The following is a 14,614-nucleotide window of genomic DNA, read 5'->3' on the forward strand; positions in this document are numbered from 1 at the left end:
TCGATAGCCTGGCCTACTCAGCAACCTGGTCATCAGCTGCTTCACCGCGCCGTTGCTTATTCGCTCGCCTTACGCATTCATCACGCTTCTTGAGCAACTCTTTCCATCCGTCCTTGTCGTCCACTTCCGGATTCTCATTTATGAAATGTGGGCCAGGATGCTTCTTCAATTGCGCATGTTTGTAATAAGCGTTGATTGCCTGCTTCCCGGCAGCTTTCCCCAGTTCGCGCCCGTTCTTCAGGTTGCTGTGATTCCATTTGAAGTTGATATGACTTGGAACGCGAATTTCGACGATCGTGAGATTCCGATGATTCTCTTTCGCGGATCGCACGTGGTATTTGAATAGTTTCACATCATCTTCGCCGACCGTCGCTGCAAACAATTGGCAAAGATTTGCCAGCGCGTCATGAAGATTTACCGGTTTTCGGATTTGCTTCGAATCGACGATTCTGCTGACCCATATTTCCTCTAGATCTGGGTGCTCCTCGAGCAAGCTTTCGAAATTTACGGTGTCGACCAAAGCCCCCTCGCAGTACGTAACTCTGTCGATCTCTACGGTTCCCTCGATGAAGGGAAGAGCCGAACACGCACAGAGGCTGGAGGCGCTGATTGGTACCTTGTACTCTTTGCCTTCGAGCTTTTTCTTCATTTCGCGATTGGAAAACAACGTGAGCTTCTGATCGTCGAGATTCCAGGCGTTGTGAAAGATGTGTGGCTTTCCGCGCTCTTTCAGCTCCTCGAAGTTTATGCCCTTCATAAATTCGCTATCCGGATAGTTGATCCTGGACAGCCCGTTGATATTCGACAAATACATCATGGACGTGAAATAACGGACGAAGGGATTGGGTGCCATCGCTTGGTTGAGAATCCATCTATTGATGTCCCCTTCATCCAATTTTGTGAATTTCTTCTTTTGGTCCCTGTCAGGCAGCTGATCGAAGAGAATCTTCATAGAGTCCTGGAAGACATCCATCATTCTGTACGGGTCCCAGAGGAAGTCTTTATAGTTGTTGCGGTCGGTGACGAAGTTATTCAGAGCCTGTATGTTGCTGCGCCAATCCGGTCCGAAAACGGTGTTTATCGGAAAGCGCTCATAGCTTTCGTCGTCCCGGAAAATTCCATCCCTGAAGAATTGATAGGTCTGTTCGGCCCTGTGTTTCTTCTCAATTTTCTTGTCTTTAGCTTTCTTGTTTTCAACTTTCTTGTTTTCAACTTTCTCGTTTTCAACTTTGTCGCCGAACTGATTGTAAACAACTCCAACCCACGCACCGATGCAGGACAAAGACCACACTTCAAACTCGATCTCAGGATGCGCCTCAAGAGCTTCCAGAACCCCGATGTGCAGGCCGGCTGCGGGACCGCCGCCGCCGAGCGTAATCGCTCTCTTCACCATTGGTTCCTCCATCTAATTTATCGTATGGCTTGTTCTCCGATCAAAAGTTTCTGAATTGCGTGAAGAGGAAGAGATTAGTCGTTTTTGGGATCATTGGAAAGCGCGATGGACGTCGATGTTCGACGCTCTCCCGAACCTGGTGATCGCACTAGCGCGCATCCGCTAGGGGCCCGGGCTTGCGTATCGTGCGCGTTAGTTTGGCCCCATCGTCCATTGGTGAACCAGTTCACGTTAGATATTAATCGCTGACGGATGGAAGTAGCTGTAGTCCGTTCGTGACTTCCGTTATCGCAGGTAAGGTGGACCTTCCTCAGCCGTGTCGTCAGGTCAGCCAGCTTGGCACGTCCCGGACATGCGAAGATCAGCGCGTAATATCCGCTTTCAGCAGCAAAGCGGACGTTTTGCCGGTCGCGAGTAATCCAGATTATGGTTGAACTTGTCAGTTTCCCGCAGCCGCGCGCGGCGGGTTCTTGCCAAGCTCTGCCGCCATCGCCGAAATCAGCGGCCGCATAAAGAACGCATCCTCCGCCGGGTAGATATCGGTGCGCAGGCCGTGGGACTTCAATTCATCGGACACTGCCGGTCCGACCGAAGCGATCGGGGTGCGGTCAAGCCCTTCGCGCAATCGATCCTCGCAGCCGCGCGCACGCGCGACCTCGATCAGGCGACGGATCTGGCCGAGATTGGTCAATGCGATCGCGTCGATGCGGCCTTCCGCCATCTCGTCGATCGCATTGATGATGTTGGCATCGGCGGCCTGCGCGTCGTAGACATAGGGCAGCACGGTATCGACCTCGGCCCCTTGCGCCTTGATCGCGCCGATCAGGACGCTGTGGTCCTTGTCCGGATAGAGCTGCAAGCCGAGGCGATGGCCGCTGAGGTCGAGGCGTGACAGCATCTCGGCGACGCCTTCGGAGGTCGGCTTCTCCGTCGTCATCTGCGGTTCCAGCCCGATTTCGCGCAGCGCCTTGCCTGGCTTGGGGCCGCGGGCGAATTTGCGCGCCTTGCCGAGAGACGCAGTGAACTCCTGTTCGACGCCGATGCGCCGGACCACCTTCATCAGCCGGCGCAGGCCTTCGCCCGTCATCAGCACCACATCGTCGAAGGGCTTTTCAATCGACCGCCTGATCCAGGCTTCGAGCGGCGCCGGATCCGGCGCGTCGTGGATGGTGAACATCGGACATTGCAGCACGTCGGCGCCCTGTTCGGTGAGCAGGCGGGAAAACTGCGCCTCCTCGCGCGTTTCCAGGATCAGAATACGGTAACCGTTCAATCTGTCAGCCATGATCTCGCTCCAACGCCTTTGCTTCGCGCTTTGTTCATCCTGACCCCGGTTTCCGGATTGGCGCAAGCGCGTCGGCGGTGATAGAGCAGGGCGCAAATCCGAGGTTTTCACCCTTCTGCCTGAATTGTAGTCAGCGCCATGCCCGATCACCAATTCGTCCTGACCCTGTCCTGCCCGGATCGCCCCGGCATCGTTTCCGCGGTGTCGACCTTTCTGGCCCATAACGGTCAGAACATTTTGGACGCCCAGCAGTTCGACGACATCGAGACCAAGAAATTCTTCATGCGGGTGGTGTTCACCGCCGCCGATCTCGCCGTCGAACTGCAGGCACTGCAGACGGGCTTTACCGCAATCGCCGACCGCTTCGCCATGGAATGGCAGATGCGCGACCGCGCCAATCGCCGCCGGGTGATGCTGCTGGTCTCCAAGTCGGATCATTGCCTGGTCGATATCCTCTATCGCTGGCGCACCGGCGAACTCGAGATGATCCCGACCGCAATCGTTTCGAACCATCCGCGCGAGACCTACAGCTCGCTCGATTTCGGCGAGATCCCGTTCCACTATTTGCCGGTGACGAAGGAAACCAAGCGCGAGCAGGAAGAGGCCGTCTGGAAACTGGTTCAGGACACAAAGACCGATCTCGTCGTGCTGGCGCGCTACATGCAGATCCTGTCGGACGAAATGTCGGCAAAACTGTCCGGCCGATGCATCAACATCCACCATTCGTTCCTGCCGGGCTTCAAGGGCGCGCGTCCCTATCACCAGGCCCATGAGCGCGGCGTCAAGCTGATCGGCGCCACCGCGCACTACGTCACCCGCGACCTCGACGAAGGCCCGATCATCGACCAGGACGTCGAGCGCATCAGCCATCGCGATACGCCCGAAGATCTCTCGCGCAAGGGCCGCGACATTGAACGCCGCGTGCTGGCGCGTGCCATGCGCCATCATCTGGAGGACCGCGTCATCCTCAATGGCCGCAAGACCGTAGTGTTTATGGATTAGCGCGCGGCATCCTTGGACGCGGGAGCCGGGTTGGTCTCCTTGTCGCGCTCGGAAGCTGGCATTAGGCGCTTTCGCTCGCGCTCCCGCATGTACTCGTCATATTTCGCGGTTCCCGGGCGCGGCGGCGCGTCGGCAGGCAAGCCGCCGGCCCAGGCCGGAATGGCATCGCTGACGCCGGCTGAGACTTTCTCGTTGATGGTCCCACAGCCGCTCAAGCCGCAGCCCGCGAGGGCAACGGTGACGATTGTGACAATGTGGCGCGCGCTGATCGGCATCGGCAGAAGACTACAACCTTAACCGTTTAAGGATGATGGATTTAGGGCGTTGCTGTGGGATCGGCGAGGGTGGTCTTTGTTGACAGGGCCATTTTATTTGTACAATCGTACAAATAAGCGGCAATCGCAGGAAGGTTCGGGCAGCGTATAATACCATCGCGTCTTGCGCGGCTATGCGGCTCTTCGCTGCGACACGCCAATGGTCCGATTGACAACAAGGCGGGCAAGGACGCCATGTTGCCGCGCTACCCGGCGGAAAATTCTGGGTTATGGTGAGATCAAGGGCCGGGGACTCGGTTCGAGACACAAGGCCGATCAGGGGGAGAGATGCTCATGTCTATTCGCAGTCAAATATTGCTGGCCGCAGGTTCGGTCGCCGCGATGCTGGCGCTTGCGCCGGCCTACGCCCAGGAGACCGTCAAGATCGGCCTGATCCTGCCGATGACGGGTGGGCAGGCATCGACCGGCAAACAGATCGACAACGCGGTCAAGCTCTACATGCAGCAGAACGGCGATACCGTCGCCGGCAAGAAGATTGAAGTCATCCTGAAGGATGACGGAGCGGTTCCCGACAACACCAAACGTCTGGCGCAGGAACTGATCGTCAACGAAAAGGTCAATTTCATCGCAGGTTTTGGCGTGACCCCGGCGGCCCTTGCGGCAGCACCCTTGGCGACGCAGGCCAAGATTCCGGAAATCGTGATGGCGGCGGGCACCTCGATCATCACCGAGCGCTCGCCCTACATCGTCCGAACCTCCTTCACGCTGGCGCAGTCGTGCACCATCATCGGTGATTGGGCCGCGAAGAACGGCATCAAGAAGGTCGCGACGCTGACGTCCGACTATGCACCCGGCAACGACGCGCTGAATTTCTTCAAGCAGAACTTCACCGCCGGCGGCGGGGAGATCGTCGAAGAGGTGAAGGTGCCGCTGCAAAACCCTGATTTCGCTCCGTTCTTGCAGCGCATGAAGGATTCCAAGCCCGATGCGGTGTTCGTGTTCGTGCCGGCAGGCCAAGGCGGCAGCTTCATGAAACAGTATGCCGAGCGCGGCCTCGACAAGGCGGGCATCAAGGTGATCGGGCCCGGCGACGTGATGGACGACGACCTGCTCAACGGCATGGGCGACGCTGCGCTCGGCACCGTGACGGCGCATCTCTATTCGGCCGCGCATCCCTCGGCCGCGAACAAGGAATTCGTCGCCGCCTACAAGAAGGCGTTCGGCCAGCGCCCGGGCTTCATGGCGGTCGGCGGCTATGACGGTATCCGGTTGATCTACGAGGCGCTGAAGAAGACCGGCGGCAAGACCGACGGCGACGCGCTGATCGCGGCGATGAAGGGAGCAAAGTGGGAAAGCCCCCGCGGCCCGATCATGATCGATCCGGAAACCCGCGACATCGTGCAGAACATCTACATCCGCAAGGTCGAGAAGGTCGACGGCGAGCTCTACAACGTCGAGTTCGCGACCTTCGAGGCGGTGAAGGATTCGGGCAAGACGAAGAAGTGACCGAAGGTCATCCCAGGGCGCGCAAAGCGCGAACTATGGTGCGCAATTGCGCACCTGAGAATCTCGAGGTTGTTGCAAAGAGATTCCGGGTTCAGTGCTGGCGCGCTGCCCCGGAATGACGAGTCCTAAAGGTTCTCCGGCGCTCCCATGACCACGCTGTTCACCATCCTGTTCGACGGTGTCGCCTACGGCATGCTGCTGTTCGTGCTCGCCTGCGGGCTGGCGGTGACGCTGGGGTTGATGAATTTCGTCAACCTAGCCCATGGCGCCTTCGCCATGACCGGCGGCTATATCTGCGCCGTGCTGGTGAACAGTTCTGGCTGGCCGTTCTTCGCGGCGCTGCCGCTGGCCTTTGTTACGGCCGCGCTGATAGGCGTGGCGCTGGAGCGCACGCTTTACCGCCACCTCTACACCCGCAGCCACCTCGACCAGGTCCTGTTCACGATCGGCCTCACCTTCATGTCGGTGGCGGCGGTCGACTACATCATGGGATCGTCGCGGATTTTCATCAAACTGCCGGCGGCGCTCGAGGGACAGTTCGACTTCTTCGGCGTCGGCATCGGCCGCTACCGGCTGATGATCATCGTGATCTGCGGCCTGCTCACGGTGGCGCTGCAATTGATCCTGGCGAAAACCCGTTTCGGCAGCCGCCTGCGCGCCGCGGTGGACGATCCGCGCGCCGCAAGCGGCCTCGGCATCAACGTGCCGCAGGTGTTTGCGTTCACCTTCGCCTTTGGCTGCGGCCTTGCCGGCCTCGGCGGTGCGCTGAGCGCCGAGATCCTGGGGCTCGACCCGTATTTCCCGCTAAAATTCATGATCTACTTTTTGATCGTGGTCACCGTCGGCGGCTCCTCCAGTATCACCGGACCGTTCCTGGCGTCGCTGCTGCTCGGCATCGGCGACGTCGCCGGCAAATATTACGTGCCGAAGATGGGGCCGTTCGTCATCTACACCATCATGATCGTTATCCTGATCTGGCGTCCGAACGGTCTGTTCGGCCGCGCCGCCGCGCGATGAGTCCGCGATGACCGCAGCCTCCGACGTCTCATCCCATGCCATCGCCCGCGCCCGCTGGCGCCCGGCCGAGATCGCGTTCTGGATTCTGGCGCTGTCCTGCGCGTTCCTGTTTCCGTCCCGTTATCTCATCATGACCGATATCCTGCGGCTGGCGTTGTTCACGCTGTCGCTCGATCTGATCCTCGGCTACGCCGGCATCGTCTCGTTGGGGCACGCCGCGTTCTTTGGCGTTGGCGCCTATTCGGCCGGGCTGCTCGCCTTGCATGGCATCATCAACGAGCCGGTGATCGCGCTGGTCGTCGCCGGCCTCGTCGCCATGGTGCTCGGATTCCTCACCAGTTTCCTCGTCATCCGCGGCGTCGACCTCACACGGCTGATGGTGACGCTCGGCATTGCGCTGTTGCTCGAAGCGCTGGCGGAACGGTTCTCCAATATCACCGGCGGCACCGACGGGCTGCAGGGCATCGAGATGCAGCCGATCCTCGGCCTGTTCGCGTTCGACATGTTCGGCAAGACCGGTTTTTTCTATTCGCTGATCGTGCTGTTCCTGCTGTTTCTGTTGGCGCGGCGGATCGTGAATTCGCCGTTCGGCCTGTCGCTGCGCGCGATCAAGAACAATCCGCTGCGGGCGTCGGCCATCGGCGTGCCCGTCAACCGCCGCCTGATCGCGATCTATACGATCGCCGCGTTCTACGCCGGAATTGCCGGGGCGCTGTTCACCCAGACCACGGCGCTGGCCTCGCTCGACGTGTTCGCGTTCGAACGCTCGGCCGATTTGATGCTGGTGCTCGTGATCGGCGGCACCGGCTATCTCTATGGCGGGCTGATCGGCGCCGTCGTGTTCAAGATGCTGCAGGAACTGTTTCAGACCATTACGCCGCAATACTGGCTGTTCTGGATCGGCCTCGTCCTGGTCGTGATGGTACTGGTCGGCCGCGAGCGCATCCATCGCTGGGTGCTTTGGGGGCCGAACCTCGTGAGCCGCCAGCTCTTCGGACGCAAGGCCGTCATGGCCGTTCCCGAAAGTGATGCGCCATGACGATCGCGCTCGAAACCAGGGGGCTGGAAAAATCCTTCGGCGGCTTGCAAGTCACGCGCGAGCTGTCGCTGAAGGTGGAGCAGGGCGCCCGCCATGCCCTGATCGGACCGAACGGCGCCGGCAAGACCACCGTCATCAATCTGCTGACCGGCGTGCTCAAGCCCAATGCGGGATGGATCCTGCTCGAGGGCAACGACATCACCAATTTGCCGGTACACAAGCGGGTGCTGCGCGGGCTGTCGCGCACCTTCCAGATCAATCAGCTCTATGCCGACCTGACCCCGCTCGAAACGGTCGGGCTCGCCGTCTCCGAACGTCTCGGCCGCGGCGGAGACTGGTGGCGGCGGATGGGCACGCGCGACGAGGTCAATCAGGAGGTCGCGGAAACGCTGGGACGTTTTCATTTGCTTGACGTGATGAACGAGCGCACCGCGACGCTGCCTTACGGCAAACAGCGCTTGCTCGAGATCGCTGTCGCCATTGCAACCCGGCCTCGCGTGCTGCTGCTCGACGAGCCCGCCGCCGGTGTGCCCGAGAGCGAGCGTCACGATATTCTGGCGGCGGTCGCTGCCCTGCCGCGCGATGTGACGGTATTGCTGATCGAGCACGATATGGATCTGGTGTTTTCTTTCGCTGACCGTATCTCGGTGCTGGTCAACGGCGCCATGCTGGTGGAAGGTCCGCCGGACGAAGTGGCGCGCGATCCGCAAGTGAAGGCGGTCTATCTGGGCGAGGCGGTCCATGCCTGAGCTTCTCGCCATCGATGCCTTGCGTGCCGGCTATGGCGAAGCCGTGGTGCTGCCTTCGATGTCGCTGTCGCTGGGCGAGGGTCAGGTGCTGGCGCTCTTGGGACGCAACGGCACCGGCAAGACCACGCTGATCAATTCGATCGTCGGCATCACCCGCCGTTTCGGCGGTACGATTGCGCTCGGGGGGCTCGATATCACCGCGATGCGCCCGGACCAGCGGGCGCGGGCCGGGATCGGCTGGGTGCCGCAGGAACGCAACATCTTCCGCTCGCTGACGGTCGAGGAGAACATGACCGCGGTCGCCCAGCCCGGCCCTTGGACCGTGGAAAAGGTCTACGAGATGTTTCCGCGGCTGAAGGAGCGCCGCAGCAATTTCGGCAACCAGCTTTCCGGCGGCGAGCAGCAGATGCTGGCGATCGGCCGCGCGCTGACCCTCAATCCCAAGGTGTTGCTGCTCGACGAGCCGACCGAGGGACTGGCGCCGATCATCGTTGAAGAATTATTAAGGGCGCTCGGCACGATCACCCGGGCGGGCGGCATCTGTTCGATCATTGTCGAGCAGAATGCGCAAAAGATTCTGGGGCTGGCCGATCGGGTTGTGATATTGGAACGCGGCGCAATCGTGCATGATGCGGCCAGCAGCGCGTTGAAGGCCGATCCCGCCGTGCTCGAACGCTATCTCGGCGTCGCCGGCGCGGCCGCCCACTAGATTTATGGGAGTTGAGACCATGCAGAGAACAAAGCCCCCGTTCCGCGCCGACGAGGTCGGCAGTCTGTTGCGGCCGCCGCGCATCAAGGAAGCGCGCGCCAAGCTGGAGAAGGGTGAGATCACGGCGGAGGACCTGCGCAAGGCCGAGGACCTCGAGATCGAAAAGGTCGTGCACAAGCAGGCCTCGATCGGCCTGAAGCTCGCGACCGATGGCGAGTTTCGCCGCTCCTGGTGGCATTTCGACTTTCTCGCCAAGCTCACCGGCTGTGAGCTGTTCCACCCCGAAACGGGCATCCAGTTCGCCGGCGTGGAAACGAGGCACGACGCCGTCCGCGTGATCGGCAAGCTCGACTTCCCGGACAACCATCCGATGCTGGATCACTTCCGCTTCCTGAAGAAGCATGCCGACAGGGCCCACGTCACGCCGAAGATGACGATCCCGTCGCCGGCCGTGCTGCATTTCCGCGGCGGCCGCAAGTCGATCTCTAAGGAGGTCTATCCTGATCTGGAGGAATTCTTCCTCGACCTCGGCAAGACCTATCGCAAGGCGGTGAAGGCGTTCTATGACGCCGGCTGCCGTTACCTGCAATTCGACGACACCGTATGGGCCTATCTCTGCTCGCAGGACGAATTGCAGAAGGCGCGCGATCGCGGCGACAACCCCGACGGCCTGCAGGAAATCTACGCGCGCATCATCAACTATGCTTTGGCCGAGCGGCCGGCCGACATGGTGATCACCACCCATGTCTGCCGCGGCAATTTCCGCTCCACCTGGATTTCGTCCGGCGGCTACGAGCCGGTGGCCGAGACCATGCTGGCCGGCACCAACTACGACGGCTATTTCCTCGAATATGATTCCGACCGCGCCGGCGGCTTCGAGCCGCTGCGCTACCTGCCGAAGGGCAACAAGGTAGTCGTGGTCGGCGTCATCACCTCGAAGTTTGGCGAGCTCGAGAAAAAGGACGACATCAAGCGCCGCCTCGATGAGGCCGCCAAGTTCGCCCCGCTCGACCAGCTCGCGGTGTCGCCGCAATGCGGCTTTGCCTCGACCGAGGAAGGCAACATCCTCTCCGAGGAGGAGCAGTGGGCCAAGCTCAGCCTCGCGGTGGAAGTGGCGAACGAGGTGTGGGGGAAATAGATTTCTCAGCGTCATGGCGAGAAGCAATCCATCTATCCCCGTGCGGAGAGGTGGATTGCTTCGCGGAGCCTGTCGTCAGGCGCGCATTCGCGCGACCCGCTGGCTCGCAATGAAGTTGCATTGTATAACCATGTATATTGGTAGGTGCGGCGGGTTCCAATGACGCTACACCCCCTTTTGGGACGTATACTCGTTGGGCAGATGGTGGTAGGAAACTTCCGCCATCCCATGCTGCCCACCGGCGCTTCCCAAATCCCCAGCCCCCTGGCCCGATGAAAAACGACCAGATCCTCAGCCAGATCACCGAGTTCTGCCGCCAGGCCGACATGGCGGAGACGACGTTCGGACGCCGGGCGGTCAACGACGGCAAGCTGGTGCAGCGGCTGCGCGAGGGCAAGCGCATCACCATCGACACGCTGGACCGCATCCAGGCCTATATCGCGGCGTCCACCGGCACGCTGCCGCCGCCGCGCGGCCTTGAAGTACCGCCCGAAAAACGCGATCCCCGGGGCAATTTCCGCTTCTTCGAGAACCGGCAGAAATACCTGCTGTTTGTCCATACCTGCAGCGAAAAGCGGGTGATTGCCGAGCGGGTGGCGCTGGAGTTGTCCAGCCTGCATCCGCGGCCGCCGGCGCTCAGGGTATTCGACGCAGGCGTCGGCGACGGCACGGTGCTCGCGCGGGTGATGCGCGCGATGCACGGCCGTTTCCCCCATATGCCGTTCTATATCGCCGGCAAGGAGTTGAGCCTGGAGGACGTCCGGCTGACGCTCGACAAGGTGCCCGACCGGCTGTTCGAGCACCCGGCGACCGTCATCGTCCTGACCAACATGCATTACGCGGAGGCGCCCTGGCTGACGCCGGCCTCGCCTGCGGCAGCCGCGGGCATGATCTGGCATGAGGTGGCCCTGCGGGGGGCCTCGTCGGGGGAGTTTGAGACGCAAATTGCCGAACTGGGGCCGTTTCTGGAACAGAACTGGCGCGCCAATATCAGCCCCAAATCGGGCATGCCGATCTACGAACGGCCGGTGGCGCTGGTGCTGTACCGGGAAGACCACAGGTTCCTGCTTGATTCGATCATCCCCCGGGCCGGCCGGACCGAGGCCAATTTCGACCTTGTGATCGCCTCCCAGCCCTATCGGGCAAAATCCTCTGTGAATTTCCGCGCCAAGCGGATCATTGCACCGCTGGCCCGGTCGCTCCGGGCGGGCGGCCGTTTGATTGGAATTCACTCCCACGGGCAGGATCCGGGCCTGGAAATCATCCAGTCGGTCTGGCCGGGAGAAAATCCTTTCGCCGTGAGCCGTCATGAGCTATTGCGCGCCGTGAAATACGAGCTGGGGTCGGCCGGGCGGGACCTTAACTTTAATGCCTACGCCGATAACCGTTCCATCTTCCGTTATGATATGGAAGCGCTGCCCAACGAGGTTACCGGCTCGATCGGAACCTCGACGGCCTTTGCAGCGTGGAATGCGGCGGTGTATGTCGCCCAGATCGAAGACGACCGGTTGACCGAAATGACTGAAAACAGCCGGACGCTCGATGCCACCAGAGAGGTTCTGCGCAAGCATAACGGGCTTTGGTTTTACGACGAATCCTACGTCATTTCGCGGCGTCGCGACTGACATTCCAGGATACACAACACAGACAGCCGCCGGGGTCCGGCGGGAACAAGGGGTTTGTTGATGCGCGCCTCCTATCTCTTCACCAGCGAGTCGGTTTCCGAGGGTCATCCGGACAAGGTCTGCGATCGAATCTCGGACGAGATCGTCGACCTGTTCTACCGGGAAGGCCCGAAGGCGGGCATCGATCCCTGGCAGATCCGCGCGGCCTGCGAAACGCTTGCCACCACCAACAAGGTGGTGATCGCCGGCGAAACCCGCGGCCCGGAATCGGTCACCAATGAGCAGATCGAAAGCACCGTGCGCGAGGCGATCAAGGACATCGGCTACGAGCAGGAGGGTTTTCACTGGAAGACCGCCGACATTGAAATCCTGCTGCATCCGCAGTCCGCTGACATCGCGCAGGGCGTCGATGCCAAGCAGCCCAGCAACCAGGAAGAGGGCGCGGGCGACCAGGGCATCATGTTCGGCTACGCCACCAACGAGACGCCTGACCTGATGCCGGCGCCGATCTTCTACGCCCACAAGATCCTTCGGTTGATTTCCGAAGCGCGTCACTCCGGCCGCGAGAAGGTGCTGGGTCCGGACTCCAAGAGCCAGGTCACCGTGCAGTACGAGAATGGCAAGCCGGTCGGCGTGCGCGAAATCGTGGTCTCGCACCAGCATCTGGTCGAGGACCTCACCTCCAATCAGGTTCGTGACATCGTCGAACCCTATGTCCGCGAGGCGCTGCCGAAGGAATGGATCAACGGCAAGACCATCTGGCACATCAACCCGACCGGAAAATTCTACATCGGCGGTCCCGACGGCGATTCCGGTCTCACCGGCCGAAAGATCATCGTCGATACGTATGGCGGCGCGGCCCCGCATGGCGGAGGCGCCTTCTCCGGCAAGGACCCGACCAAGGTCGACCGTTCGGCGGCCTATGCCGCGCGCTATGTCGCCAAGAACATCGTCGCCGCCGGTCTCGCTGACCGCTGCACGCTGCAACTCGCTTACGCGATCGGTGTGGCGCGTCCGCTGTCGATCTATATCGATACTCACGGCACTGGAAAGGTGCCGGAAGACCGGCTCGAGCAGGCAGCCGCGAAGGCGATGGATTTGACGCCGCGCGGCATCCGCACCCATCTCGATCTCAATCGCCCGATTTACGCGCGTACCGCAGCCTACGGCCATTTCGGTCGCACGCCCGACAATGAAGGCGGCTTCTCCTGGGAGAAGACCGATCTGGTCGAACCGCTCAAGCGCGCGGTTTAGTTTTAACAGTGTCATTCCGGGGCACCGCGATAGCGGTGAACCCGGATTCTTTTTCCACGATTTCGAGATTCCGGGTTCGTGGCTCACGCGCGCCCCGGAATGACGAGCTCAACAGAGGGAAACTCCCCATGACCACCGCCGCCGCCAAGAAGCCCGCCTTCACCGACTACATCGTCAAGGACATTTCGCTCGCCGAATTCGGCCGCAAGGAAATCTCGCTGGCAGAGACCGAGATGCCGGGGCTGATGGCGACGCGCGAGGAATACGGTCCGAAGCAGCCGCTGAAGGGCGCCCGCATCGCCGGCTCCCTGCACATGACGATCCAGACCGCGGTCTTGATCGAAACGCTGGCCGCACTCGGCGCCGACATCCGCTGGGTGTCGTGCAACATCTATTCGACGCAGGACCATGCGGCCGCCGCGATCGCCGCCGCCGGCATTCCGGTGTTTGCGGTGAAGGGCGAGACGCTCGCCGAATACTGGGACTACACCGCAAAGCTGTTTGACTGGCACGGCGGCGGCACGCCCAACATGATCCTCGATGACGGCGGCGATGCCACCATGCTGGTGCATGCCGGCTACCGCGCCGAGCAGGGTGATACCGCCTTCCTCGACAAGCCGACGTCCGAGGAAGAGGAAATCTTCTATGCGCTCGTCAAGCGCCTCCTGAAGGAGAAGCCGAAGGGGTACTTCGCCGAGATCGCCAAGAACATCAAGGGCGTCTCGGAGGAGACCACCACGGGCGTGCACCGCCTCTACGATATGGCGAACAAGGGTACGCTGTTGTTCCCCGCCATCAACGTCAACGACAGCGTCACGAAATCGAAATTCGACAATCTCTATGGTTGCCGCGAGTCGCTGGTCGACGGCATCCGCCGCGGCACCGACGTCATGATGTCCGGCAAGACCGCGATGGTGGCGGGCTTCGGCGACGTCGGCAAGGGCTCGGCCGCTTCCCTGCGCCAGGCCGGCTGCCGCGTCATGGTCTCCGAAGTCGATCCGATCTGCGCGCTGCAGGCGGCGATGGAAGGCTATGAAGTCACGACGATGGAAGACGCAGCGCCCCGCGCCGACATCTTTGTCACCGCGACCGGCAACAAGGACATCATCACCATCGACCACATGCGCGCGATGAAGGATCGCGCCATCGTCTGCAACATCGGTCACTTCGATAACGAGATCCAGATCGCTGGCCTGCGTAACCTGAACTGGACCAACATCAAGCCGCAGGTCGACGAGATCGAATTCCCCGACAAGCACCGCATCATCCTGTTGTCGGAAGGCCGCTTGGTGAATCTCGGCAACGCCATGGGCCATCCGTCCTTCGTAATGTCGGCTTCCTTCACCAACCAGACGCTGGCGCAGATCGAACTCTGGGCAAACAACAAGGACGGCAAGTACGAGAGGAAGGTCTATGTGCTGCCGAAGACGCTTGACGAGAAGGTGGCGCGGCTGCATCTCGCCAAGATCGGCGTCAAGCTGACCGAACTGCGCAAGGACCAGGCCGACTATATCGGCGTCAAGCCGGAAGGCCCCTACAAGTCGGATCACTACCGGTACTGATTTCACGTCGCGGGCGACGCACTGAAGTAAATGCCAAGGCACTACCAAGCCCCGGAGCGA

The 14,614-nt window shown here is 61.0% G+C and carries 13 protein-coding genes; 10 read left to right on the forward strand and 3 right to left on the reverse strand.

Translation table 11 applies throughout. The annotated features are described in order from the left end of the window. Positions 1-13: 13 nt before the first annotated feature. Positions 14-1,393, reverse strand: coding sequence for a patatin-like phospholipase family protein (locus CQ13_RS38935; protein ID WP_082637909.1), 1,380 nt, complete (start codon positions 1,391-1,393; stop codon positions 14-16). A 439-nt stretch (positions 1,394-1,832) separates the two neighbouring features. Beyond that, complete coding sequence (locus tag CQ13_RS38940) at positions 1,833-2,678, reverse strand: uroporphyrinogen-III synthase (protein WP_057848165.1); 846 nt, start codon at positions 2,676-2,678, stop codon at positions 1,833-1,835. Between the two features lie 138 nt (positions 2,679-2,816). Between CQ13_RS38940 and purU the strand changes: the two genes are divergently transcribed. Further along, on the forward strand, positions 2,817-3,680 hold the full coding sequence (purU, locus tag CQ13_RS38945) for a formyltetrahydrofolate deformylase (RefSeq protein ID WP_057848048.1): 864 nt from the start codon (positions 2,817-2,819) through the stop codon (positions 3,678-3,680). Here the strand turns inward: purU and CQ13_RS38950 are convergent. Further along, entirely contained in the window at positions 3,677-3,955 is a 279-nt protein-coding gene (locus CQ13_RS38950) for a hypothetical protein (protein ID WP_057848049.1), read from the reverse strand. The genes purU and CQ13_RS38950 overlap by 4 nt on opposite strands. Positions 3,956-4,288: 333 nt before the next feature. Between CQ13_RS38950 and CQ13_RS38955 the strand changes: the two genes are divergently transcribed. The 9 genes from CQ13_RS38955 to ahcY all read left to right on the forward strand — a co-directional run bounded on the left by CQ13_RS38955 (position 4,289) and on the right by ahcY (position 14,554). Beyond that, complete coding sequence (locus tag CQ13_RS38955; protein WP_057848166.1) at positions 4,289-5,461, forward strand: ABC transporter substrate-binding protein; 1,173 nt, start codon at positions 4,289-4,291, stop codon at positions 5,459-5,461. A gap of 147 nt (positions 5,462-5,608) precedes the next feature. Continuing rightward, the gene (locus CQ13_RS38960) at positions 5,609-6,478 is read left to right on the forward strand and encodes a branched-chain amino acid ABC transporter permease (protein ID WP_057848050.1); all 870 of its coding nucleotides are present in this window, start codon (positions 5,609-5,611) and stop codon (positions 6,476-6,478) included. Positions 6,479-6,485: 7 nt separating this feature from the next. Continuing rightward, entirely contained in the window at positions 6,486-7,517 is a 1,032-nt protein-coding gene (locus CQ13_RS38965) for a branched-chain amino acid ABC transporter permease (RefSeq protein ID WP_057848051.1), read from the forward strand. Beyond that, positions 7,514-8,266 (forward strand): ABC transporter ATP-binding protein, encoded by a 753-nt coding sequence (locus CQ13_RS38970; RefSeq protein ID WP_057848052.1) that lies wholly within the window; start codon positions 7,514-7,516, stop codon positions 8,264-8,266. Before CQ13_RS38965 ends, CQ13_RS38970 begins: the two co-directional genes overlap by 4 nt. Further along, complete coding sequence (locus CQ13_RS38975) at positions 8,259-8,975, forward strand: ABC transporter ATP-binding protein (RefSeq protein WP_057848053.1); 717 nt, start codon at positions 8,259-8,261, stop codon at positions 8,973-8,975. The genes CQ13_RS38970 and CQ13_RS38975 overlap by 8 nt, the downstream gene beginning before the upstream one ends. 19 nt (positions 8,976-8,994) lie before the next feature. After that, on the forward strand, positions 8,995-10,113 hold the full coding sequence (locus CQ13_RS38980; protein ID WP_057848054.1) for a cobalamin-independent methionine synthase II family protein: 1,119 nt from the start codon (positions 8,995-8,997) through the stop codon (positions 10,111-10,113). Between the two features lie 272 nt (positions 10,114-10,385). Next, the gene (locus CQ13_RS38985; RefSeq protein ID WP_057848055.1) at positions 10,386-11,738 is read left to right on the forward strand and encodes a hypothetical protein; all 1,353 of its coding nucleotides are present in this window, start codon (positions 10,386-10,388) and stop codon (positions 11,736-11,738) included. Positions 11,739-11,798: 60 nt separating this feature from the next. Then, positions 11,799-12,992 (forward strand): methionine adenosyltransferase, encoded by a 1,194-nt coding sequence (gene metK, locus CQ13_RS38990; protein WP_057848056.1) that lies wholly within the window; start codon positions 11,799-11,801, stop codon positions 12,990-12,992. 128 nt (positions 12,993-13,120) lie between these two features. Continuing rightward, on the forward strand, positions 13,121-14,554 hold the full coding sequence (gene ahcY, locus CQ13_RS38995) for an adenosylhomocysteinase (protein ID WP_057848057.1): 1,434 nt from the start codon (positions 13,121-13,123) through the stop codon (positions 14,552-14,554). The last annotated feature ends 60 nt before the right edge of the window (positions 14,555-14,614 follow it).

Source organism: Bradyrhizobium retamae (assembly GCF_001440415.1).
GTDB lineage: Bacteria > Pseudomonadota > Alphaproteobacteria > Rhizobiales > Xanthobacteraceae > Bradyrhizobium > Bradyrhizobium retamae.